22 protein-coding genes and 3 pseudogenes are annotated in these 23,820 nt (G+C 55.1%); 13 read left to right on the top strand and 12 right to left on the bottom strand.

Annotation, left to right across the window (positions count from 1 at the left end; all coding sequences use genetic code 11):
- Positions 1-585 (top strand): calcium-binding protein (locus NP603_RS17870; protein ID WP_305891470.1); only part of this gene is annotated, 585 nt, incomplete at its 5' end.
- A gap of 153 nt (positions 586-738) precedes the next feature.
- On the opposite strand, the gene NP603_RS17865 is transcribed toward NP603_RS17870, so the two are convergent.
- From NP603_RS17865 to NP603_RS17850, 4 genes and pseudogenes are all read right to left on the bottom strand, one after another.
- Positions 739-2,289: a TolC family protein gene (locus tag NP603_RS17865; protein ID WP_256612239.1), complete on the bottom strand. Its 1,551-nt coding sequence runs from the start codon at positions 2,287-2,289 to the stop codon at positions 739-741.
- Complete coding sequence (locus NP603_RS17860) at positions 2,279-3,622, bottom strand: HlyD family type I secretion periplasmic adaptor subunit (RefSeq protein WP_256612238.1); 1,344 nt, start codon at positions 3,620-3,622, stop codon at positions 2,279-2,281. The genes NP603_RS17865 and NP603_RS17860 overlap by 11 nt, the downstream gene beginning before the upstream one ends.
- Positions 3,619-5,844 carry a type I secretion system permease/ATPase gene (locus tag NP603_RS17855; RefSeq protein ID WP_256612237.1) on the bottom strand — a complete coding sequence of 742 codons (2,226 nt, stop codon included), beginning with the start codon at positions 5,842-5,844 and terminating at the stop codon, positions 3,619-3,621. The genes NP603_RS17860 and NP603_RS17855 overlap by 4 nt, the downstream gene beginning before the upstream one ends.
- A 373-nt stretch (positions 5,845-6,217) precedes the next feature.
- Positions 6,218-6,492 (bottom strand): annotated as a pseudogene (locus tag NP603_RS17850) (transposase); the annotation flags it as partial.
- 377 nt (positions 6,493-6,869) lie between these two features.
- Here NP603_RS17850 and NP603_RS17845 point away from each other — a divergent pair.
- The 5 genes from NP603_RS17845 (at position 6,870) to NP603_RS17825 (ending at position 10,022) form a co-directional block, all read left to right on the top strand.
- Entirely contained in the window at positions 6,870-7,490 is a 621-nt protein-coding gene (locus tag NP603_RS17845; protein ID WP_054761719.1) for a recombinase family protein, read from the top strand.
- A 44-nt stretch (positions 7,491-7,534) separates the two neighbouring features.
- A complete protein-coding gene (locus NP603_RS17840) occupies positions 7,535-7,735 on the top strand; it encodes a WGR domain-containing protein (RefSeq protein ID WP_064023704.1) in 201 nt (66 codons plus the stop codon).
- Positions 7,736-7,877: 142 nt separating this feature from the next.
- Complete coding sequence (locus tag NP603_RS17835) at positions 7,878-8,264, top strand: type II toxin-antitoxin system RelE/ParE family toxin (protein ID WP_054761721.1); 387 nt, start codon at positions 7,878-7,880, stop codon at positions 8,262-8,264.
- Positions 8,245-8,562 carry a helix-turn-helix domain-containing protein gene (locus NP603_RS17830; protein ID WP_054761722.1) on the top strand — a complete coding sequence of 106 codons (318 nt, stop codon included), beginning with the start codon at positions 8,245-8,247 and terminating at the stop codon, positions 8,560-8,562. Before NP603_RS17835 ends, NP603_RS17830 begins: the two co-directional genes overlap by 20 nt.
- A gap of 80 nt (positions 8,563-8,642) precedes the next feature.
- Positions 8,643-10,022, top strand: a complete 1,380-nt coding sequence (locus NP603_RS17825; RefSeq protein ID WP_064023703.1) for a hypothetical protein — start codon at positions 8,643-8,645, stop codon at positions 10,020-10,022.
- Between the two features lie 7 nt (positions 10,023-10,029).
- On the opposite strand, the gene NP603_RS17820 is transcribed toward NP603_RS17825, so the two are convergent.
- The 7 genes from NP603_RS17820 to NP603_RS17790 form a co-directional block, all read right to left on the bottom strand.
- Positions 10,030-10,656 (bottom strand): PIN domain-containing protein, encoded by a 627-nt coding sequence (locus tag NP603_RS17820; RefSeq protein WP_064023702.1) that lies wholly within the window; start codon positions 10,654-10,656, stop codon positions 10,030-10,032.
- Positions 10,653-10,991, bottom strand: coding sequence for a CopG family ribbon-helix-helix protein (locus tag NP603_RS17815; protein WP_082409821.1), 339 nt, complete (start codon positions 10,989-10,991; stop codon positions 10,653-10,655). The genes NP603_RS17820 and NP603_RS17815 overlap by 4 nt, the downstream gene beginning before the upstream one ends.
- A 455-nt stretch (positions 10,992-11,446) precedes the next feature.
- Positions 11,447-14,533: an efflux RND transporter permease subunit gene (locus tag NP603_RS17810; RefSeq protein WP_231879489.1), complete on the bottom strand. Its 3,087-nt coding sequence runs from the start codon at positions 14,531-14,533 to the stop codon at positions 11,447-11,449.
- Positions 14,530-15,474, bottom strand: coding sequence for an efflux RND transporter periplasmic adaptor subunit (locus NP603_RS17805; protein ID WP_231914933.1), 945 nt, complete (start codon positions 15,472-15,474; stop codon positions 14,530-14,532). The genes NP603_RS17810 and NP603_RS17805 overlap by 4 nt, the downstream gene beginning before the upstream one ends.
- A gap of 119 nt (positions 15,475-15,593) precedes the next feature.
- On the bottom strand, positions 15,594-16,916 hold the full coding sequence (locus tag NP603_RS17800) for a TolC family protein (RefSeq protein WP_064023700.1): 1,323 nt from the start codon (positions 16,914-16,916) through the stop codon (positions 15,594-15,596).
- Positions 16,913-18,238, bottom strand: a complete 1,326-nt coding sequence (locus tag NP603_RS17795) for an ATP-binding protein (protein ID WP_064023699.1) — start codon at positions 18,236-18,238, stop codon at positions 16,913-16,915. The genes NP603_RS17800 and NP603_RS17795 overlap by 4 nt, the downstream gene beginning before the upstream one ends.
- A complete protein-coding gene (locus tag NP603_RS17790) occupies positions 18,235-18,900 on the bottom strand; it encodes a response regulator transcription factor (protein WP_064023698.1) in 666 nt (221 codons plus the stop codon). Before NP603_RS17790 ends, NP603_RS17795 begins: the two co-directional genes overlap by 4 nt.
- 269 nt (positions 18,901-19,169) lie before the next feature.
- Here NP603_RS17790 and NP603_RS17785 point away from each other — a divergent pair, with 269 nt between their 5' ends.
- The 3 genes and pseudogenes from NP603_RS17785 to NP603_RS17775 all read left to right on the top strand — a co-directional run.
- Positions 19,170-19,355: a hypothetical protein gene (locus tag NP603_RS17785; RefSeq protein ID WP_054761739.1), complete on the top strand. Its 186-nt coding sequence runs from the start codon at positions 19,170-19,172 to the stop codon at positions 19,353-19,355.
- 50 nt (positions 19,356-19,405) lie between these two features.
- Positions 19,406-19,585 (top strand): hypothetical protein, encoded by a 180-nt coding sequence (locus NP603_RS17780; protein ID WP_140911825.1) that lies wholly within the window; start codon positions 19,406-19,408, stop codon positions 19,583-19,585.
- 327 nt (positions 19,586-19,912) lie between these two features.
- Positions 19,913-20,226, top strand: a pseudogene (locus NP603_RS17775) (transposase); the annotation flags it as partial.
- A 321-nt stretch (positions 20,227-20,547) separates the two neighbouring features.
- Here the strand turns inward: NP603_RS17775 and NP603_RS17770 are convergent.
- A pseudogene (locus NP603_RS17770) lies at positions 20,548-21,226 on the bottom strand (IS5 family transposase); the annotation flags it as partial.
- A 63-nt stretch (positions 21,227-21,289) separates the two neighbouring features.
- Between NP603_RS17770 and NP603_RS17765 the strand changes: the two are divergent.
- From NP603_RS17765 to NP603_RS17750, 4 genes are all read left to right on the top strand, one after another.
- Positions 21,290-22,087, top strand: coding sequence for a hypothetical protein (locus NP603_RS17765; RefSeq protein WP_157198338.1), 798 nt, complete (start codon positions 21,290-21,292; stop codon positions 22,085-22,087).
- A gap of 275 nt (positions 22,088-22,362) precedes the next feature.
- A complete protein-coding gene (locus NP603_RS17760; protein WP_064023694.1) occupies positions 22,363-22,614 on the top strand; it encodes a type II toxin-antitoxin system Phd/YefM family antitoxin in 252 nt (83 codons plus the stop codon).
- Positions 22,604-23,092, top strand: coding sequence for a putative toxin-antitoxin system toxin component, PIN family (locus tag NP603_RS17755; RefSeq protein WP_064023693.1), 489 nt, complete (start codon positions 22,604-22,606; stop codon positions 23,090-23,092). The genes NP603_RS17760 and NP603_RS17755 overlap by 11 nt, the downstream gene beginning before the upstream one ends.
- A 439-nt stretch (positions 23,093-23,531) precedes the next feature.
- Positions 23,532-23,786, top strand: coding sequence for a hypothetical protein (locus tag NP603_RS17750; protein ID WP_064023692.1), 255 nt, complete (start codon positions 23,532-23,534; stop codon positions 23,784-23,786).
- The last annotated feature ends 34 nt before the right edge of the window (positions 23,787-23,820 follow it).

Here is a 23,820-nt window from a genome sequence, read left to right as displayed (position 1 = left end):
TTGCTGAACACCAAGGGGGTTGTAAAGGGCGGTACAGATGGTAACGATACTCTAAATGGCGGAGAATTCATTCATTATCTCTATGGCGGTTCGGGCAACGACACCATCAGCGCGGGTTCAGGGGATGACTATTTGAATGGGGGGACAGGTAACGATACCTTGAACGGATTCACTGGTACCGATTTGCTAGAAGGAGGTACCGGTAACGACACTTACATTCAGGGTCGCGGTTACGGCGCCGACACGGTGGTCGAGAACGACGCGACGGCGGGTAATACCGATGTAGCCCTATTCCTCAGCGGCGTAAGTGCCGACCAATTGTGGTTTAGCCATGTGGGCAACAACCTGGAAGTCAGCATCGTTGGCACCTCGGACAAGTTGATCGTACAAAACTGGTATAGCGGCAACGCGAATCACGTCGAGCAATTCAAGACCACGGATGGCAATTTGACCTTGCTGGACAGTCAAGTCGAGAGTCTGGTGTCTGCGATGGCGGCCTTCGCGCCGCCGGCGTCGGGCCAGACCACCTTGCCGACCGATTATCAAGCCGCGCTAGCGCCGGTGATTGCGGCCAATTGGCGCTAATAGACGGTATCGCGAGTCTGTCCCCGAGGCGTTTTGCCTTGGGGACGATTAGGTTTCGGGCATCGATATTGTTACCAATTATCAGATTTCGTCTTTGTTTGGCTTATTCGACAAGCTTTAGTCGTCGAATACGCGAACTCCGATCCTTTGAGTTCATCTTTCTGGAGTGACGATGGCCGGCTGACCTTTTGCCTTTGGCCCTTCGGCCTGTTCGATCATGTCTCGGCCCAGAAGGCCAGCGCTGGTGAACAAGCGCAAGCGGGCCGCTCGCCAGTCGGCCAGGGTGCGCAGGCGCTCCTGGCGGGCGTCGGCCAGTGCGGTCTGGGTATTCAGCAGTTCCAGGATGTCGGCGGCGCCTTTGTCGTAACGCCGCTGCGAGCTGGCGACGGCAGTTTGCGCGCTGGCCAGCCAAGTTGCCGAATAGCTCAGATTACGCAGCGCGGCTTCGGCTTCGGCGTGGGCCTTGACCACGTCCAGCAGGGTTTGTCGCTCGGTGTCGGCCAGTTCGGCCGCGCGTTGTTCGGCTTGGGCTTGCGCGCCGCGGATTTTGTAGGTACGGGCAAAGCCTTCGAACAGCGGGATGGTCAGGTTGATGCCGATGGTTTCCACCCGGGTTTGGCTTTGCGACAGGGCTTGATTGGGGTAGCCGTTTTGGTAGGCGTTCAGGCTAAAGTCCAGCGTCGGCAGGCCTTCGGACCGGGCTTGCACGATGCGCTGCTTGGCGGCTTCCCATTGGGCCTGGGCCGCGACGATGGCCGGATGGCGACGTTTGGCTTCGGCCAGCCAGATTTGCAGGTCGCGGCCGTCTTGGGCCAGCGTTTCGCCGGTTTGCTCAGGCTCGGCATTCTCCGGCAGGGTCAATACCGTTTCCGGGGCGATCCCCATGGCCTGGCGCAGTACCGCCAAGGCTTTGCGGTAATCGCCGTCGGCCCGGCTGCGCCCCAATGCCGCCTTGGCCAGGGCGGTTTCGGCTTGCAGAGTATCGCTGCGGCTGCTGGCCCCGCTGGCCTCGCGGCGGCGGGCGCTGGCCAGGGTTTGGCTGGCCAACGCTTCGCTGTCGGTCTTGGCTTGTCGTTGGGCGTTGGCGGTTTGGGCGTCGAAATAGGCTTGAATCACGCCGTCCAGCAGGCGTTGAAACACCGCGTCCTGGTTGGCCAAGGCCTGGGTCAACAGCCAGTTGGCGGCGGCCAGATTGGCGGCACGGCCGCCGAAGTCGAACAAGCGCCAACTCAGATTGCCGTACAAGGTAAAGCCGTCGGTTTCGCTCGAAGGGAGGGGCGAGTCCGGATATTGGTAATAGCTGTTCAGATGGTTAACCGCCGCGTTCACGGTCGGCCAATAGCCGGCCTTGGCCACACCGAGATTGGCGGCCTGGATCTTGAGCTCGGCCCAGGCGGCTTGGGCTTGCGGATGGTGGCACAAGGCCAGATCCACCGCCTCGTCCAACAGCAACGGCACGGTAAAATCCTTTTCGACCGGGCAAAGGATACCGCGCCGGTCGCCCGGCAATACCGCGCCTTGCTCCAGCACCGGCGGCCGGGTATCGAGCGGATCGTCGAGTAGGTCGGGGATGTTGGGTACGGCGGCTAAATCAAAACTCAGCGCCGGTACCGGTAACAGACTCAGCGCCAAACCCAGCGTGATGACTTTGCTCGAACGGCGGGGGTGGCACGCGGTTCGCGCCGTTCCGGACTTAACGCTCACGCAAGCTTTCCCGGCCGTGCTGCAACAGTGGCGTCAGTACGTATTCGATGACCCTGCGCCGGCCAGTTTTGATGTCGGCCTGGATCGACAAGCCGGGCGACAGCGCCGCATCGTGGCCGTCGACCGCCAGCGTCGCCTGGTCGAGGGCAATACGCACGCTGTAGATCAAGCCTTTTTTCTCGTCTTGAATCGCATCGCGCGAGACATGGGCCACCCGGCCGGTGACGGTGCCGTATTTGGTATAGGGGAAGGCGTCGATCTTGACTTCGGCGCTTTGCCCTTCCTGGACGAAGCCGATGTCCTTGTTTTCCAGGCTGGCTTCCACTTCGACCGTGCTGTCTTGCGGCACGATCTGCAACAAGGGTTGGGCCGCCGCGACCACGCCGCCGACGGTGTGGGCCGCGAGTTGCAGTACGGTGCCGGCCACCGGCGCGCTCAGTTTGAGCAAACGGCCATGGGCGTCGGCGCGCGCGGCGTCCTGTTCGGCGTCGCTGGCCAGTTTGCCGGCTTGGGTGTGTTCGTCGAAGGCCAGTTTGCGGGTTTCGGCGATCAGCGCCGCGCGTTGGTTTTTGGCGCTGTCGAGTTGGCCTTGCAGTTCGATGCGGGCCTGTTCCTTTTCTAGATAAGCGTGCGGGGCGACATCGTGGGCCTGGGCCAGGGCTTGGAAGTCGCGGGCTTGTTGCGCGACCAGCGGCAGTGCCGAGGCGTAGCGGGCGATATCGCCATCCAGGCGTTGCCGCTTGGCGGTGAACTCGCGGTACTGGCCCTCCAGATGCGCCAATGCGGCTTGGTATTTGGCCTCGACTACTTGTTCGGGCCGAATCAAAACCGGCGGCCTGCCGCGGTCGATGGCGTCGATCAACGCTTGGGCTCTGGCCTGTTGCAAGCGGGCTTCGACGACATTGGCCCTGGCCTTGTCGCGTTCGGCATCGAAGGCGCTGCTGTCCAGATCCAATAGCGGCTCGCTTTGGCGGACGAATTGGCCTTCGCGGACGTAAATCGCCGCGACGCTGGCGGTATCGACCGAGGCGATGGTTTTGGTGCGGGCGCTGGGGATGATTTTGCCGGCGGCGTTGACGATGATGTCCACTTCGCCGAACCAGGCCCAGGCCAGCGTCGCGGCGACCAGTGCCATCAACAACCAGGCCACGCCGCGGCCCAGTGGCGAAACCGGTTGGGCCTGCAAGGCCAGGGCGGCCGGCAGAAATTCGGCTTCGTCGTGCGAACGTGGCGGACTATCCAGTTCCCGCCGTTGCCGCCAAAAGTAACGGAAGGTGTCGCGGTAACGGCCCCACAGTTCGGCGTAGGCTTGCCAGCGGTAGCGCAGACTCATGCGCCGGCCTGCTGCAATTGGTAAAGGTGGGCGTAGATGCCGTTCGGCACTTGCAATAATTCCTGATGCCGGCCGGTCTCGGCGATCTGGCCGCGCTCCATGACCACGATACGGTTGGCATCGCGCACCGCCGACAAACGGTGGGCGATGATCAATACGGTGCGGCCTTGGCAGATGCGGCGCATATTGTCCTGAATGACTTTTTCAGACTCGTAGTCCAAGGCGCTAGTGGCTTCGTCGAAGATCAGGATGCGCGGGTTGCTGATCAACGCCCGGGCGATGGCGATGCGTTGGCGCTGGCCGCCGGATAAACCGGTGCCGTGTTCGCCGACCAGCGTGTCGTAACCTTCCGGCAATTCGCAGATGAACTCGTGGGCGCCGGCCAGTTTGGCGGCTTCGATCACGGCTTCGAACGGCAAGGCCGGGTTGACCAAGGCGATGTTGTCGCGAATCGAACGGTTGAACAGAGTATTTTCCTGCAACACCACGCCGATTTGTTGGCGTAGCGAAGCGGTGTCAATGATGCCGATGTCGTGGCCGTCGATCAACACCCGGCCGCGGTCCGGTACGAACAAGCGCTGCACCAGCTTGGTCAAGGTGCTTTTGCCGGAGCCGGAGCGACCGACGATGCCGATCACTTCGCCCGGCGCGATGCGTAAGTCGACCCCGCGAATCACGTCCGGCGCATCCGGCCGGTAACGGAACGACACCTGGTCGAACTCGATCGCGCCGGCAATCCGCGGTAGCCGGGTCTTTTGGCCCATGACTTCGCTGCGGGTATTGAGAATGTCGCCCAAGCGGCGCATCGAGATGCCGACTTGCTGAAAGTCGTTCCACAGCTGCGCCAGCCGCAAAATCGGGGCCGAGACTTGGCCGGACAACATGTTGAAGGCCACCAGTTCGCCGACGGTCAACTGACCGTCGACTACCAGCGTGGCGCCTAGCCACATGATCGCGGCGGTCACCAGTTTGCTGATCAGATTGACGCCGCCGCCGGCCAAGGTGGCGGCTTGGGTGACCGACAGGCCGGCGGTAACGTAAGCGGCCAGTTGCTTCTCCCAGTGTTGGGTCCAACGCGGTTCGACCGCCATGGCCTTGACCGTGTCGATGCCGCTGATGGTCTCCACCAAAAAAGCCTGGCTTTCGGCGCTACGGTTAAATTTCTCGTCCAATCGAGCCCGAATCACCGGGGTGAACACGACCGACAACAGGATATACAGCGGTATCGATACTACGACGATCAGGGTCAGCCAGGCGCTGTAATACAGCATCACGCCGATGAAGATCACCGAGAACAGCAAATCCAGCAACAAGGTGATGGCATTACCGGTCAGAAACGAACGGATATTCTCCAACTCGCGGACTCGGGCGACCGAATCGCCGACCCGGCGGGCTTGAAAATAGGCGGTGGGCAAGGCCAACAAATGCTTGAACAAGCGGGCGCCCAACTCCACGTCGATCTTGCTGCTGGTATGAGCGAACACCCAAGTGCGGATACCGGACAAGGCGGCTTCGAACAGCATCGCCCCGATCAGGCCGATCGCGATCACATTCAAGGTCTTCATCGCGTGGTTGACCAGCACCTTGTCCATCACCACCTGAAAAAACAACGGCGTGACCAGGCCGATCAGCTGCAACACCAGCGAAATCAACAAGACTTCGCCGAACAGTTTGCGGTACTTGATCAAGGCGGGAATGAACCAGGTAAAGTCGAACTGGGCCGCCTCGCCGGCATAGCTGGCCTTGGAGGTGAAAAACAACAATTCGCCGGTCCAACTCGCCAGCAATTCGGCCAGTGTCATCACCGCCGGCGGCTCGCCGGGGCGCTGGATCAAGACTTTGCCAGCGGCGTTGGGTGAGCCGCCATGGGTGGGCGGAGGCCCGCCTTGGTCCGGGCCGGCAGGTGCGGGCGACCCGGCATCGTATTTGGCCAGGATGAAATAACGGCCGTCCTTGCCCAACGCGATCGCCGGCAACGGCGCTAACGCCAAACGTTTCGGCTCCTGCCGGCGCGGCTTGGCGGTCAAGCCCAAGCGTTGCGCGGCCAATTGCAGTGTCCGGTTATCGAAGCGGCAGCGCCCCTCGTGATCCGGCACCAACGCCGGCCCAAACTCGTGGCGCAAGGCGGCTTCGTCGGCGGCCACGCCGTGAAAGGCGGCCATCATCAACAACGCGGCCAGACCGGTATCCAGGTCGGCGGAGGGTGGGGCGGTGGAGTTCATTTAGAACGGCTGTTCGAAGCTAAAAAGACTTGAGAGTGAAAACAATGTCAACCCACCGTTTAAGCGGGGAAATCGCGAATCGAGCACGGGCATCCTTGGCAAATGGCGTATAGGGGTATGGTTATGTAAATTCGATTCTCGCTGCTAACGGCAAACCCGATCGGCGAAAAGACCGGGCAAATCTAGCTTGCGATGCCGCATTTGTCTAGTGGAACCGGTGGGTAATGCGCGCGAACGCTAAGATTGAAACATCGTCAACATTTGCGCCGTGAAATAGACCATCGGCGCCAACGGCTGTTTTGGTATCGGAATGCGTGGCGGCTTTGAAGTCGGAATCGGTGGCGGGTTTGATCGGAATATGCACCATCCAGGCAAACACGTGCTCGACCCGACAACTGGTTTTGGATCGGGTGCTGTTGCCTTGTTTTTCCCGGTCGGTCAGCGGTTTGCCGCGCACCCCTTTGCGGTGAATCCGGCTTCGGTCGCTTCGGATCGATAGGCACTGTCGGCCCAGACGTCGCGGCTGGTGTTGCCGCTATCGAGCAAGCCGTTCAGGGCTTGGGAGTCGTGGACGCTGGCATCGGTGGCGGCGTATTTGCGCACCAGCTTGTGGTCATTATCAACGTTGACGTGGTTCTTGTATGCGAACGGCTATAGTCGCTCGAAAAAACACGAAGGTATGGCTTTCGCTCATATTACTGGGTGCACACCGATACTGCCCATGATTATTTGTTGGGCATAAAAGAGCCGCATGGAGTATGTCTGTCATTGTTGGGCCTTAGAAGGTCAGGGCAATGAGTCTGGGATTGGCATGGTCGTGTCTGCGGGCTTGATGTTTGAAGCCAGACTCTGAAATGACACCCTATAGATTTTAATGGTAACAAAAGGAGTGTAGTCATCTTCTGGCATAAATGTCCAAAATCGACCGGTTTCGGACAGTCCTCACAGGGTATGTACTAAAGTAGGCCACTTGAATTACGGACATGTGTTATAATTCGTACATCCCTTTCGGACGGAATTAGCGCATGTCACGCGTCTTTGCTTACTGTCGAGTGTCGACCACGGACCAGATGACCCAAAATCAAAGCCGGGAAATTCAGTCTGCCGGTTTCGCCATTCAGCCGCATCGTTTGATTGAAGAAAGTATCAGCGGTTCAGTCGCGGCGAAAGAACGACCTGGCTTTAATAAATTGATCGAGCGACTGGAAGCGGGCGATGTGTTGGTGGTGACCAAACTGGATCGGCTCGGTCGCAACGCCATGGATGTCAGGGCCACGGTCGAGCACCTTTCTGAGTCCGGGGTGCGCGTTCATTGTCTGGCGTTAGGCGGGGTTGATCTAACCAGTTCTGCCGGCAAGATGACCATGCAGGTTATCGCAGCAGTTGCTGAGTTTGAGCGTGACTTGCTGATTGAGCGAACCCAAGCGGGCATTAGTCGCGCGAAGGCAGCGGGGAAACAGTTCGGTCGGCCGCCGGCACTCAATGCGGAAGCTCGTGCTGACGTTGTCAAACGCTTGGCCGCAGGCGCCAACGTTTCGGAGTTAGCTCGGGAATTCAAGACCACCCGGCAAACCATTATGCGGATTCGGGAAGCGGCGTTGAAATCACCGCAAAGTGAAAAGTCGGTCAACTCTTCTGGGGAGTAAGTGATGAACCACGTCTATTTGGAACGGCTGATGACAAAGACAACATGCATCGTTTTTATCAGATGTTTGTAACGCCTGGTCTATTCAATGATTGGTCGTTGATCAAGGAATGGGGCGGGGTAGGTTCTCCAGGCACAGTCAGGAAGGAGTGGTTCGAGACCCAGGAAGAAGCCATTGTCGCCGGGAATAAGATATGCACGGCCAAATGTAAAAAAGGCTATCGAGCCCTTCGCGCAGAAAACTGATGCGGAGCATTGAATATACTCCAGTCCGTATTCTATGCGCTGCGAAATTAATACAGGGCTCGCGGTCAACAACTTGGTCTTTTCTTGCAAACTATAACACTAAGCGCTATATTCAAAAGACGAAAATGGCAACAGAGCAGGCGTGCGAATATTCAAAAACAAGGCGTTCACACGATTTGCCAAAAAATCAGGAATAGACGATTCAAGCCTCTGTAAGGCAGTCAGTGATGCCGAAAAGGGATTCCTGGATGCTGATTTAGGCGGCGGCGTCATTAAACAACGTGTCGCCCGTAGCGGTGGTGGCAAATCGGGCGGGTTCCGCACCCTGATCTTGTTCCGCATAGGTTCGTTGGCGTTCTTTGTACACGGTTTCGCCAAAAATGAGCAAGCCAACATAGATGACGATGAATTGGTCGCTTTGCGGAAATTAGCGGCTGTCATGCTGGAGTATGACGAAGTAGCACTAAACTGCGCATTGGCAAATAAGACATTGATAGAGGTAATCTGCAATGAAAAAACAATACCGTAGCCGTTTGATGGCCTCCGTGCATGAAACCGCCGAGGGTCTGCATGAGGCGGGCGTCATGGATAAGCGTACTATGCGCAAATTCGATGAATTGTGCCTAACGCCAATCAACCCCTTGCAACCAGAAGAAATCCGAGCGCTTCGGTTGCGTGAACGCGCAAGCCAAGCCGTTTTTGCACGGCATTTGAACGTCACGACCGGCCTGGTCAGCCAATGGGAGCGAGGTGAGAAGCACCCCAAAGGCGCATCATTGAAGCTTCTGTCTCTGGTCGCCAAAAACGGGCTGGAAGCGATTGCTTAAAACCAAAGCCTGGCTTAACCAAGAAGAATAGCCCCCTTAACTCGCGATGCCATTGTGCTGGTGTGCGCCCACTTATCATCATGACTTTAACGGCTTACACTCGCGAACACCATTTCTATGTCGCAATCGCAAAACACGTTTTTCTACACGCCGATAAAGGTATTGTTTTTGTTAACGATCCGATTCGATTAAAAGATGCGGAAAAATTCGATTTGAAGCCGCTGGTTCTATACGGGCTTACTGTCCCTGGAACCCAAATTGAATGGCAGACATTTTCTCTACTCGATGAGCCAAGATCATTATCTGGCGTTTTGCTGGAAGGCTGGGAAAAGGCGTCTGGCCTCCGTGGATACCCCGATAAGCTGAAGATCAATCGTCACATTGCCAATGCATGCCCTCAATTGCAAAAATCGCTCGACCATATTGGCGGCATATCGCTTGAAATCGCTGATGGGAGGGATAAGCAATTCTCGGCCTCATTGCGTGTTGCTCAACAACGCGGACTGGAACTTGGTTGGTACAACCGTGATGGCCATGTCATCAACGATGTTAAAGAGTTGAATGATCATGCCTTGAATATTCACAACGGGCACGTCAATGGTCGCAGGTGGGAATGGATCGGAAACAACGCAGTCAAAGAACAGGCCTCAAAATGGATGGCGTTGCCTTTTAAGACCAGAAATACGGTTTTGAGCCCCTCAAAATTGGATTGGGTTAGCGGCTCCTGGCTTTCCTCATGGGAAACAACTGTCCCACAAAATCAGAAAATGCATTTCTGGCGGCATGAGACAAAACCTGGCTGTTACTGGCTGCTGAGTGGCGAGGATGAAAATATTGATGACATAACCGACGAGGATTGGGACCGACGTTGTGCGCTCAAAGCAAAAATACTGGTGGATTGTTGGCCTAATAAACCGGGCGACATTGCTAAGGCTATCGGCATTACAGTAAAACAACTGCTTTGGTTCCTTAATGGCCAGATGGCATTACCTGAGACTGAAAGGGAAGATTTGTCAAAACTGCTAGGAATTGAAGCAAGTGCTAGATTTGTTGATTACGATGCAATCGGCCCCTGTGTGTTAATTGCAGAAGGTCCGAAAAAGTGCTCTATTGCTTATGAAGAACTGAGTAATGGCGGGGACCTGGAGTATTCGGTGGAGGTACTTCCTGAAAAGGGAACTCCAGACCCGAGTTGGCGTTATGTTGTTTTTTCTGCCTATGGCAGACTCCCCAATATATTCATGTTCCAAAGGGGAAGTAAAACAACTGATCAATTAGGCGGAAAGCTCTTAATGAATTATCAGGGAGAAAGAAAGGTTCCGGCATCAATCTATAGAGATGTTGTTTCTACATGCGCACAGTGCAGCACACATCCGTTGTTAAACCGGAAGCTAATGACTGAATTCGGCGAACGGTATAAACATTTCTTCCAGGAAATGGGGACGAAGTTCTACACATAGCGATAAATTACACCAAATCTTGAATCTGCTGCCTAACGTCTCGGCCTTGATTATCTTGCTCGACAGCCATGATAAATAAACAACGCCCTTGGCTGGATTTCGCCCACAACTCGCCTACCGCACGTTTTTCGGCTGAATCGTCGTTACTGGCATAGGCTTCGCCCTTGTACTCGACGACCAACATCCGGCCGTCCGTCAGTTCGCAGACAAAATCAGGGTAAAAGCGGTTATGAGCCAACGGCAGCCAAAACGAGGCATGATCCCGGCGAACCAGGTTCCGAATCCAATATTTCACTTCCGGTAAACTATCAATCGCCTTGGCACACTCATACTCTTCACCTTGGGCCTTCAAATCCTCGATGATAGGGAAAAAGTGCTTTTGAAATTTGTAACGGCCGGCGTAATACGGCGGTCGTGCCGGGTAGTGTTCCGGCGAGAAGCCGTAGCAATGGCACAACCCTAAATGGCGTTCGATTTTGGCCAGTTCTTGTTTGTCTCTAGCGCCGTAAAACAGTTCGGCTTTGGTGATGACGCTGACGGCGATATTAGCCGATCCTATGGCTCTGAGAGTTTGGATGATAGCTGGATTGCCTTTGTAGAATTCAATCAAGATATTGGTGTCGCAGAGAATCATCCACGCTGATCCGGCCAGGCTTTTACACGAATGGTAGTTTGGTCGATTTCTCGTGATTCCCAGATGCCGGCACAGTCAAAGAAATCGTCGCCGCTTGTAGGTTGTGCGATGACTTCCAATTCCTTGATCACGTCTTCATGCTCGATGACTTCGCCACGGTCAGCAGCGGCTATGCCCTGGGTAATTTTCTCAATTTTCCGGGCATGAGTTTTCAGGTATTCGCGCAAGGCTTGATTGACAAGGTAGTTACGCGAACGATCCAACGCCCCGGCCATGCTATCAAGCTGATGCACGATGTCTGATTCGGTTCTAACGGTAAATGCTTCTGTGGCCATGGCTACGCTCTGGTTATTTGTGGTTCACGTGTAATCATAAAGCAGATTGATCACGTGGGGGTAGAGTTTAAATCGGGAATGATCGATATTTGGTCAAGGGCTTGTTGGAGGAATACCGCGCGAAAATCCGCAAAGTTATGGACGGCCCCGCAGTCCCCGCCGAGGATGTTTTATTGTGAGCCAGGGGGACCCGCGACGACAACCACCATATGACCATGGGTGTGAAGTGATTCGTGTTCTTGGCCTTTAAAATCGGCCGGCACCAATTTACTCTCACTCGCCCATGGGGCGCTGGTAATCCCATTGGTGGTAATTGTTGAATAAAACCTGAAATCTCGTTGGTATCCCCTTGTAAATTGGCACCAAGTTCGTGAACAACAGATTTGACAAGGCCACTGCAGTCCGATTTATACACTTGTCAATGGGCGCACGTCACCCGTGTCCTGACACTCAATTCACATAACCTCCTTTAACTTTTGTACTGTAGTGTTGCCATACCTGCAATACAGGGAAGGCATCAAAAACAGATTCAACAAGGTCGAGGTCATCAAGCCACCGAGTATCACTACCGCCATGGGGTATTCGATTTCGTGGCCGGGTACGTTGCCTTTCAGGATCAACGGCAGCAAGGCCAATCCGGCGCAAGCCGCTGTCATCAGGATGGGTGCCAGACGTTCTTCGGCGCCGCGCTGCGCTAAGTCAGGTCCGAATAGGACAGCTTCTTCCTGTTCCAAATGTCGGTAATGGCTCAACAACATGATGCCGTTCCGCGCGGCGATACCCAGCACGGTGATAAAGCCGACCAGCGAGCCGAGCGACAGCACGCCGCCACTTAAAAACGCCCCCACAACGCCCCCGATCAACGCGAACGGCAAGGTTAATGCCACCAGACAGACCAAGCGTAGTGAGCGAAAATCGACCTGCAATAACACCAGGATACCCAGCAATGAAGCCAAACTCAGCCAGGTCAGCCGTTCGCTGGATGCTTGTCGTGCCGCGTATTCGCCTAGAAACTCCGGGTGATAGCCTTGCGCGAACGTTAGCCTCTTCACGCGATTTTCTATTTCCCGCGCCACGCCGCCTAAATCGTTGCCACTGACGTTGCAGGTGACGTCGATTCGGCGCGAGGCGTTTTCCCGTTTGATCTCGTTAGGTGTGGGCACCATATCGATGTCGGCCACATCGCCCAACGGCACGCGCGCCCCGGATGGCGTATCGATAGTAAGCGATCTGAGCGCGGCAAGGTCATGGCGCACTCGTTCATGACCCCAAACCGTGACATCGACGATTTTTTGGTCACGGTAAATTTCGCCGACCTTGCTGCCTTTGATCAAGGTAGCAGCGGCCCGCCTCACGTGCCCGGCTGTCAAGCCGAAGTTGGCCGCCACGTCCGGCTTGAGCCGTATCTGTATCTGCGGCACCACTATTTGCGGTTCCACCTTCAGGTTGGCGATGCCGGGTACATCAGCGATGGATTGACTGACTTCTGCGGCCTTATCTCGCAGGATTCCCAAATCTGGGCCATACAGCCTCACCACCACGGTCGCACTGGCACCGGTCAGCACTTCTTTGATCCGTTCGCGCAGGTACGTCAGCACATCCCGGTAAAGCCCCGGATAACCGTCGACGACGGCTTGGATTTTTGCCACGGTACTGTCGTAATCAACCACCGTGTCTAAACTAATCCATAACTCGGTAAAGTTCGGCCCTACCACTTCGTCGGCAACTTCGGCCCGGCCAATGTGGGAACCGAAATTGCGCACACCGGGGATCGCCCGCAGTTCCTTACTAACTTGTACCGTAATACGGCGCATGGCTTCCAGCGAGGTGCCAGGCTTTTCAACCCAATGCATCAAAAAATCGGTTTCCTTAAAGTTGGGTAGAAACGATTCGCCAAGTCGCGGTAACGCGATAGCTGTCGATACAAACGCCACTAACAGAAAACCCGTCGCCCATTGCGGACGGCTGACGATTGCCGGTAACAGCTTGCGATAATGCCGTTTCAAAACCCGTGTCAGCGGTGCATCCCCCTGGCGCTGCTTCGCATTGGGTAACAGCATCAGGCACAAGGCGGGGGTCACCGTCAACGCGACCAGTAGCGAGGCCAAAATCGCCAACAGGTAGGAAAATGCCAACGGCCTGAAAAAGGTACCGGCCAAGCCGTCGAGGAAGAATACCGGCACGAACACCAGCGCCACGATCAGGCTGGCGAACACCACAGCGCTGCGCACTTCCAACGACGCCTTCAACACGACGCGGAAAGGCGACCACGGACTGCCCGCCTCGCGATTAAGGCGCAGACGGCGCATGATATTCTCGACATCAATGATTGCGTCATCCACCACTTCACCAACCGCAATCACCAGACCGGCTAGCACCATGGTGTTAAGGGTGCCGCCACGCAGATACAGCACTAAGGCAGCTGCCAACAGCGACAGCGGAATCGCCGACAGGCTGATCAAGGCGGTACGCCACTCGAACAAAAAAGCGATCAGAATCACTGCGACCAGTATGCAGCCCAAGATCAACGCGTCGCTTAAATTTTGCAGCGAGCGTTCGATGAAGGTTGCCGGACGGAAGATGGTTGGATCGATGTCGACGTCGTGCAGGCCAGGTTTTAGAGCTTCCAGGGTCGCTTCCACCTTGCGCGTCACATCCAAGGTGTTACCCCAGGGTTGTTTTTCGACAATCAGCAGTAATCCCGGACCATCATTGATCACTGCATCGCCAATCGGCGGCGGGTGGCTTTCGAAAATGTCCGCCACATCGCCCAAGCGCAGTGGAACACCGCCGGTGAATTGCACCACGGTTCGCGCCAGATCGTCCGGTGTTTGCAGCGGCGACACATGCGTCACTGGTAAACGCTGATTAGGCAAATCAACAAAGCCGCCAGCCGTTACGGTGGCCGCATCGCCCGCCGCACGCACTACCGCATCCAGCGTCACGCCGTTGGCGGCCAGCCGGTCCGGATCGACCAGCACTTGTAACTGCCGATCACGTTGCCCCCAAATGGCTACGTTGGCCACACCCGGCACCGCCATCAACCTTGGGCGAATGGTCCATAACGCCAATTCGGACACTTCCATCTGCGACAGTTTTTTCGATGAAATACCAATCTTCAGCGCCCGACTGGTGGACGATAACGGCGACAGCATCACCGGTGCGCGGGCCACAACCGGTAGGCGCGGCGCGATGGTGGCAACCCGTTCCTGCACCAGTTGCCTGGCTTGCATCAAATCCGTGCCTTCCTGGAAAATACACACCACAGAAGACAGGCCCAGCACCGACTTGGAACGCAAGGTTTTCAACCAGGCCGTGCCATTGACTGCATTTTCCAGTGGCACGGTGATTAGGTTTTCCACTTCCTCAGTCGATAGTCCGGGTGCTTCCGTCTGGATTTCCACCAGCGGCGGCGCAAATTCCGGGAACACATCCAACGGCATTTGCCGGGCGGCTTGCACGCCGAAAACCACCAACACCACAGCCAAAGCCAACACCAATAGTCGTTGGCGTAATGCAACGGAAATCAGCCAACGCATCATTTGCCGACACCGAATTCAGTACCGAACAATTCGGCCACGCCGGCGGTGACCACCTCGATACCGGCCGCGATGTCGCCCATCACGGCGGCTTGATCTTCAACCACCCGTAGTACCTGTACCCGCCGGCGCTGGTAGACATTGGCTTGCAGTGCTTGATAAATCCAGCATCCGCCATTTACGTCATACACAAGCGCCGACCACGGCACGACCAGATTCTCGTCTTCCCCACGCAGCGGGATAGACACGCCAACGCGCTGACCGGGACGTAGTGATGCATCCGAATTCTTGACTTCATAGAATAAGTCGACCGTGGCGGCAGCCGGATTAGCGGAAGGCGGCGCCGCCACCGGCAAGGCAAGACGAGTGGCATTCTCGGACGAATTTGTCAGCCCACCGACACGCGCCTGGGCGGCGGTATTCAATCCGGCTATATCATCGACATAGACCGGCACCCGCACCCAAAACCTGCTGCGGTTGTTGACGTCCAACAGCGCGGGGCCGAGCAAATCGCGGCGTTCGTGCGCGGTTTTCAGATTGGCCTCGGCCAAGCCTAGCTGCATTCGCGCATCATCGACCGAGCGTTCGGTGCCCACCTTGTCGCGGCGCATCTGTTCGGCGCGATTCAAGGCTATTTGCGCGGCTTGCACTTGTACTTTGGCTTGTTCCACTTGGCCGTCGGCGTCGATTTGCGATTGCGCCAAACGCACCAATTCCGCCGGTGCCAGCGAAGGCAGGATGGTATAAACCGATTGCTTGTTCGCTTTTCCTGAACCGTTCAAGGCAGGTAGCGTGATCTCGCCCCCGAACAAGCGGGTGCGCGTCAGCGGTCGTTTTTCAACTTTAGTGGTGACGATGCTCAGCCGCTTCGCGGCTTCGGGTGCCAAAACGACTTGGGTCAAATTGCTTTCCTTGACCGGGTTTTCGATTTTGGCAGGCGGCACAGTTGCTTCGGCAGCCAATAGGTTACCAATAACAAGCACTATAGCCGACAACAACAGTTTGTGGTTTGGAGACACGCGGTTCATACAGATTCTAGTCTTGAATTCCGGGAAATAATGAGTCAAGCAGGCTTTAGACGCTGGCCCACGCTGCGTTCCAGTTCCGCACGGGCGCGGCGCAAATCGGCGGCGGCTTGCGCGGTTTTTAATTGCGCGTCCAGCCAGCGGCGTTGAGTTTCTAGTACGAACAGATAGGTGACATTACCGGCCGCATAAGCGTTTTCAGCGTCTTGTATGGCGGCTTGCAGCGGCGGCAAAATAGTTTGTTGCCACTGTTGCAGGCTTTGGCCGGCCTGTTGCAATCGGGCATGGGCTTCGCGGACATCCAGCGCAATCCGTTGCCGGGTGGCGACATATTGCCTGGCGGCCTTGTCGAAGCGCGCCTGGGCTTGCGCGATGCCACCTTGATTCTGATTGACGATAGGTAACGTCAGGTCCAAGCCCGGTCCTGCCAGCAAAGGCCCATTGATTTGTTTGGCGTTGAGGCTGGCGGTGATATTAAAGATTTCGGCTCGCGCCAAGCCAAAGCGTTCGCCCGCGCCTTGTACATTGATTTCTGCGGCACGTAGATCGGGACGTGCCAGTAGCGCCTGTTCGACCAGCTTTTCGGTATCGAACCGGTCATCATGGGCTATCAGTTCCGCACTAACGTTTGTCGGCCACTGCTCCAGGCTCAATCCGACCAGGTGCCGCAAGCGCTCGTCGGCAATCTCGCAATCGCGTTGCAGGCGGCCTTTTTGTTCCAGGGCTTGCAGCGCATCGACTCGAGCATTGGTCACTTCCAGTTCGCTGGCATCGCCAGCTTTCAATCGGGCTTGCGTGAGTTCGGCGATAGCATGACTCAATGTGACAGCAGATTCAGCCAATTCCACGCGTCGCTTGGCTAAGCTTAATTCGGCGTGGGCGATGCGAACATCGCGAATCAAGTCCAATCCGGTTTGCACCAAACGTTGTGCAGTTTGTTCGACATCCAATTTTGCCAACTCGACCCGTTGCGGACGCAGCCAGAAAATTTCCAACGGGTAGCGCAGCGTCAGTTCCAAGGGTTTTGCGCCCCATGGCACCAACATCGAGAAGGTAGGGTTGGGCAGCATACCCGCCTGCACGAGATCGGCCCGGAACAAGCCCAAATCGGCCAAGGTCGCGCGAAAGGCCGCATTGTTCCACAGTGCCAAGCTGACTAATTCGTCTTCGGACAAGCCGGCATCCAAAGTTACATTGGCGGGCCATGCGGTTTCGTCGGCACGCGTTTCGGCAAAACGCTGTCCCGTGCGCTGTTCCAGATCGTTGGCAACGTCGATTAAACCCACGCCTTGCGGGGTACAGGCCGCCAGCGACAAAGCGAGAAGCGTTAACGGGAAACGACCGGAAACAAACGGTGTCATGCTCTGATCTCCGGGAATGTGACGATCACTTTCAAGCCCATCCCGCCATCCCCATCGCTCAGCGTAATATCAGCCTGATGTTGCTCGGCAATCCTCTTGGCAATAGCCAAGCCAAGACCACTGCCGGATTCGGCGTTATTCAAAACTCTATAAAATCGGTCAAACACGCGATCGCGTTCATTCAAGGCAATGCCGGGGCCGGTATCATTGACTTCCAGGCGAACCGTCTTGGCATCGTTAATGACACTGACGTCAATCCGTGCGTTTGCCGGTGAATAGCGGATGGCGTTATCGATTAGATTGCCAAGCAGAATCCGCAGCGATTCGTCAATACCGGTAACCCTGACCCGATCTGCTCGTGAAAGGCCAAGATCGATATGGCGGTTGGCGGCGAGCGGGGCAAAGTCGGCCACTACGTTCCGTGCCAGATCATCCAGAAATAACGGTATAAGCGGAGAATCGTCGGCTTTCGGATCAAGGCGAGCCAGTGTCAGTAATTGCTGCACCAAATGACCGGCACGGGCTATACCTTGCCGCAAGGTTTGCAACGCCTGAGCACGCCGATCCGAGTCAGTGGCACGCTCGGCCAGTTGTACCTGCAAAGACAGTGCGGTGAGCGGACTACGCAATTCGTGGGCGGCATCGGCGGTGAATTGTCGCTGCGTAGCCAGTGCCTGATCCAATTGGCTCAGTAACCCGTTCAATGCGCCGACTAGAATGCTGACTTCTGCGGGCAAACCATTGTCTGGGATGGGGTCTAACGAATGAGGATTGCGATGCGCCACAGCAGCGGCGACTTGAGCCAGCGGCGCTAAACCGCGACCAATCGCCCAACCGAGCCATAAGGTCAGTGCCGGCAGCAAAATCAGCAGCGGCGTCAATAAATGCAGGGTGATTTCATTGGCGGTTTCACGGCGCTCTTGCAGCGCTTGCGCGACCTGAACCAAACCCTTATCAGTTGTTAAAGTCACGACGCGCCAAGCTTGGTTTTGCCAGTTCACGGTGTCGTAGCCCGGCTTTCCGCCTTGTGGAATGGGCGAGAACGGATGAGATTGAAATAGAATTCGCCCCTCTGGATCGCGAATCTGACTGACCAAATCAATACCATCACCGTGCAATGCGAGGCCGTTCGAATCCGGTTTGGCACCTTGCGCGTGGTTTGCATGAGACAGGGAATAAGCCGCCTCACGCAACACCTTGTCGAACAGTTCATCAATTTCTTCGTGAACGTTCAGCCAAGTCGGTACGGCAAACGCGGTGCCGGAAAGCAGCAAAACAGGCATTAACCAATAAGTTAGCCGTTGGCGGATAGAGGTGCTCATGGCTTCACCACTTTGAAGCCAACGCCACGCACATTAAATATGATGTCCGCACCGAGTTTGCGGCGCAGGTTGTGTAGGTGCACATCGATCGCATTGCTGGCCACTTCCTGCCCCCACCCATAGAGACGCTCTTCCAATTGCGCGCGGGACAGCACAGCCCCTGGTTGCTCCAGCAAGGCATGCAGCAAGGCAAATTCACGCGGGGATAAATCAATCAGGGCATTGCGCAACCAAATTTCGTGGTTCAACGGATTGATGCGCAACGCACCGTATTCAATGTCGGATGATCCGCGTCCGGTACTCCGGCGTACCAGCGCATGAATACGGGCAACGAGTTCTTCCAAGGCAAACGGTTTGACCAGATAGTCGTCGGCACCGCTATTGAGGCCAGCGACTCGATCACTTAGTGCATCGCGCGCCGTTAAAATCAATACCGGAATGGTGTTGCCGGATTTGCGAAGTTCGACCAGTAGCTGCTGGCCGGATAGGCGGGGAAGCCCTAAGTCAAGCAGCAATAAAGCGTACTCGCTCGCCGCATGAGATAGGGCTTGTTTGGCTTGTTCCCCGTCTTGTACCCAATCGACCACGAAGCCATCCATCTGCAATCCATCCCGGATCGACTGGCCGATCATCGGATCGTCTTCCGCTAATATCAAACGCATGTTGACCTTTTAGTTTCTTCATCTGGCCAACAGTGTAAATGATTAAGATTTAAGTAATAGTTAAGGCTCTTCGGAATGTTCGGGAAGGTATCAATTCCGGTGATTAACCAGCAGCTATTCGGAATTCATCACTATTGCTTTGGATATGAGAATTGCGCTGCATTTCCGCAGTTGTTCTGGGTCATTGATGCCAAAACTGCGAAGCTTTATGCAGCAATTAATTTGGGTATTCGGATAATGGATCCAAGAAAAATTGGATGGGGTGGGTTATGAATTGGCAATATTTATTAAGTGGCGGATTGGCGCTTTATATAGTTGAGACTGCCGGTAGCAACCATTCGGATGTGGCTGTTGCTATCGTGGCGTTTTTGGTTTGTCTAATTCCTGATATTATTTACGGGCTCTTATCGCTGGCCCGGCACGAATACAAACCTGCGAAGCACTTCTTTAACTGACACCAATACGAAATAATGGACCGATGGTATTTTACATATAAGGAAAAATCATGACCTATATGAATATTGGTTCTGCAACCACAAATCACGTACGGAGTAATGGGATGGTCAATACTCCTACAATTGCAAAACCGCAACAGCAGCAGGCTCAAGTCCAGCAGATAACACAGGTTGTGCATAGCCCATCATCTGATGGTGGAAAAGGTCGTATCATTGATGTTCATGCTTAGTTTAATTTCCGACCTCGATAGTGGTAAATTAGGCTCAGACTCGATCTGATTGCCAAAACTCAAACGGCATTTAGCGAGCCAGTTCGGCTTTTTTGCATAAATCGTATTTTGTGCAAGGAAAATCCACTGATCGTGAACAGGTATGCCCAAACCTAAGAAATATTGGCCTAAAACGGCACGACTTGCTTAGAGCCACTTACGCTGGCGGATGAAATGGCATTTGTCGCTGTAATTCCTAAGAGCTAGCCCCGAAAAATTGACCAGTCGATTAAGTGAAAAACCCTGCTACTTGTGACCGTCCGCGAGGACAAAGCAATGGAGCAGAAGATGTCCAAAAAACCGAGAAGAAAACATTCGCCGGCCTTCAAAGCCAATGTTGCCCTGGCGGCCTTGGCGGGCGATAAAATTCTGGCCCAGTTGACCCTGGAATTCGAGGTTCATCAAAATCAAATTGTCGATTGGAAAAAGCAACTGGCCTAGCGGGCGGCCGATGTGTTTGGGAGGCCAACGGAGCCCGAATCACCGCCGGTCGATCTGCAAGCCCTGCATGCGAAAATCGGCCAACTGACCCTGGAAAACGATTTTTTAGAGGGCGCGCTCAACAAGGCGGGATGGATGAGCGCACAGCGACGATCGACCGTCAATCGAAGTTACCCAGCCGTAGTTCGGAACAGTTACCAGCCGGAGCGCGAAATTCAGACCGGCATCGGGCCGGTGTCGGTGAAAATACCCAAGAACGAAAGATGGCAAGACCTCGACATCCGTTTCTATGGCTGTCGTCCCAATCCGCATATCAATATGCTCTTAAAAATGCATTCCCAACCAACAATGGAAATTGGATTTATATAGAAATCAAATGGATATTCGAGCAAGCAGAAAAATGTCTATTGAATTTTGACGTAGCGTCAAAAAATTCAAAGGCTGTTTTTCAGGGTATCGTGAGAGGGTGTAGACAAAATAAATCACCTGGCTAATCGGCAGGCCAGCATTCTAGCCTCCGCCAGCCAAACCCAGGCTTCAGATACTTTGGTCAAGCGATCATGGTGCATGACCAGGCGTCTGGCACGTTCGTTCCAGGCGTGGGTACGCTCGACGACCCAACGCTTCGGCAATACGGTGAAGCCGGTTGCCAATGTTTCGGGAAACAAGTCCTGTTGCCCAGCGTTCACCCAACGGCCGACATTCCGATTCGCCGGATGGCGCACCACTTCGACCGTCAGCCCGTGTTTCGCCTCAGTGGCGGCCGCCCATTGTCCGGCATAAGCACTGTCGACGTACAACCGTTGCACGGTGGGGTACTTTTTCCACCGCACTGGCTACGGCATCGGTGCCCGCATCGCGGTCTTGCAGGTTGGCCGCACACACGCTGACGGCCAGCAGTAAACCCAAGGTATCCACAATGAGGTTGCGCTTGCGACCTTTGACCTTCTTGCCGGCGTCGTAACCGACTGGCCCACCCTGCGGCGAACTCCGCGTGCTTTGCGCATCCAACACCGCCGCGCTGGGCATGGCATCGCGCTCTTCCCGGGCTCGCCACATCTGTCGCAAGCGGTCATGCATCGCTTCAAACCGGCCCTGGGCACTCCAACGGCGAAAGGTTTTGTAGACGTTATCCCAGTGCGGGAAGTCTTTCGGCAATACCAGTTACAGTGAACCGTGGGAATAACGGGAACTCTCAATGGTGCAAGTGCATTGGGAGATGTTTTGAACCTGGGGAGTACGGGGAGCTTTACCGATCGGCCGACGATCACCTACACCCCTCTGACAGGTGCTCATTTTCTGCAAGTCATGATGACGCCGATTCCGCCTCCGGCCCTATTCAGGCTCATTGAGGAGGGCTGGCCCGCGGACATGTTGCTGCAGATTGGGGTGCAAAGCATCAATGGGATATCGAACCGTAAAGGCGGCGCGCGAGGGCGTGCAGCGGATTCCGATTTTGGCGTGCTGTTGGCGGCCCTGGAACGTCTCCAGGCTTCCGGTGTGCTGGGGTTACGGGTGGAATTGTCCAAGGATACGAAGCAGGAAGGGACAATTCTGGTGATCAGTCAAACGGCTCTTCCTGCAGAGGTCGAGGCCGATAGATTGCTGGTCAGAAAACAGTTGGGTCTGCGGCCCGAGCTAAAAGAATTTAAAGTTGTTTATGGGGCGGTGGCTGAGAAAGATGACGTTATCGCCGTGCAGACGCGTTCCGGTTTCCAGATCATGAATCTACTGGGTACCAATGTCGAAGTGCCATCTGAGCATATTGCCGAACAAAGGACTTATCCGCCGTTTCAGGAGCCGGAAGGTGCCCAGGCGCTACCGCCTCTGATCAGGATTCATGCGGAAAAGTCGCTGCCGTCAGATGTCTTTGCAGCGGTGAAATATCGCGACTATTGGTATTGGATAGATGATCGCGACTTCAGGTCGAAGGCCATCTTTACCTTCCTGATGATCATCATGACACTAGCGGAGAATGACGAGAAAGTCCAACCGCCGATCGTCACGATACAGGGGAATTAAACAGCGGCGCATGCAAGGTTGGGCATGCTATTCGCGCGGATTTTTTCCTGGGTTAATAGGATTTTTTCCCTACATTACATATGGCAACTAGGGTAAGCGCCTCGAATCCATCTACCAACAAAAAATCGCCGCACTCGACGACCTGAAAAATCCCTGCTTCACTAGGCTTTCAGCGGCCAGCTTTAAGGTGGCGGGAACCGTTAACGCTCAAGTTGACCTAATCGAACGATTTGGACTAAATTATCGGAACAAACTTCCCGTCTTAGGAGGGTGCCATGCAAACTTTCACCGCCAACGAAGCCAAAACCCATTTTGGCGAATTCCTCGACATCGTTCAGCGCGAACCGGTGCGGGTGACACGTCACGACCGCGTGGTTGGTGTAATGGTCAGCGCGGAAGACTACGAAGCCATGCGGGCCTTTTATGCCGACCGCTTGCGTAAAACCATGGACGAAACCGCCGATGCAGCCGAGAATGCCGGTATGACACCGGAAATCCTCGAACAATTGCTGGCGGATGAAAGCTGAAAACTCAGGACTCATCGCTGTCGTCGACACCAACGTCTGGATCAGCAGTTTCCTGAGCAAAACCGGCGCACCGGCGTCAGTGATTCGCCAACTGGTCAGCCAAGGCAAGCCGGTGTTTTCAGTGGCCACTTATGCCGAGTTGCAGGATCGTTTGTGGCGACCCAAGTTCGATCGCTACCTGAGCATTGAACACCGCAAGCAATTGCTGCGCGATGTTGATGCGGTAGCGCACTGGGTAAGTGTTCCTCCTGAGATCGAACAACAAACCTTTTCCCGTGATCCGGACGACAACAAATTCATTCACACGGCTCTGGCCGCCAATGCGCCTTGGCTGGTGACGGGCGATCAGGATTTATTGGTGTTGGCCGAGGAATTGAAGCTCTTGGGTGTAACCATCCTGTCACCCGCCGATGCTTTGATACAGGCCGATTTTTTAACCCGGCGGATTCTAAAGCGAAGTGCAATACCTCGATTTTAAAGAATACGAACGCCCGCAAAGATTACTTAAAGCGCGCCTTTGGAATGTTTCGACAAGCTATTGGCGAAGCTGAGCCGGAAGAGGAATTGACAGGCAAGATGCGGCTAAATCAAAGAGGCTACACCATGCCACCAGAGCGCGAATTCGAGTGGTAAAAATACCATGAAAACCATCGACATCAGTGATTTCCCGGTGATGGCTGGTAGATGCCCAACTTGCCCATTTCACGAGCAAAATGAGGGGCAGAGGGAAATTGCAAACATGGTTAGGGAGCGCTGTGTTACTGCTGCATCGCAAATTTGCCATCACCCGCGATTGCACGGAAAGGAGGAGACTCATTTATGCCGCGGTGCCAGAGATTTTCAATTGCAAATTTTCCATCGATTGGGGGTGATCGATGAACCGACCGATCAAGCCTGGGACAGAGCGAAGCCGGTCGATGTTCTTCAGCGAAGAGGAGATGACTGCGGCCGTATCTGACCTTAGAGCGATGGGATCAGCGGCGATCAAAATATTGGCCGAGTCCGTTGAGCGTGGGGAGATCAAAAGAAAATCACTATCTCAGGCAGTGAAAAAGTTGGAGTTGGAGGGATTTGTGAGGGTTTTTAGCGAAGGCCCATTTTCTGAGGAATTCATAATTCGACCGACCCTTATCGGCGAGGATGCGGTTGCGGAGGTGCTGGGATATGACTAATGCAGGCCGCGGAAGAAAATTGGTCACCTGTTTG

The organism is Methylomonas aurea (assembly GCF_024505045.1).
In the GTDB taxonomy this organism is placed as follows: domain Bacteria; phylum Pseudomonadota; class Gammaproteobacteria; order Methylococcales; family Methylomonadaceae; genus Methylomonas; species Methylomonas aurea.
Note: the sequence above shows the minus strand (reverse complement) of the source record. Positions and strands in the feature narration are given on the sequence as shown.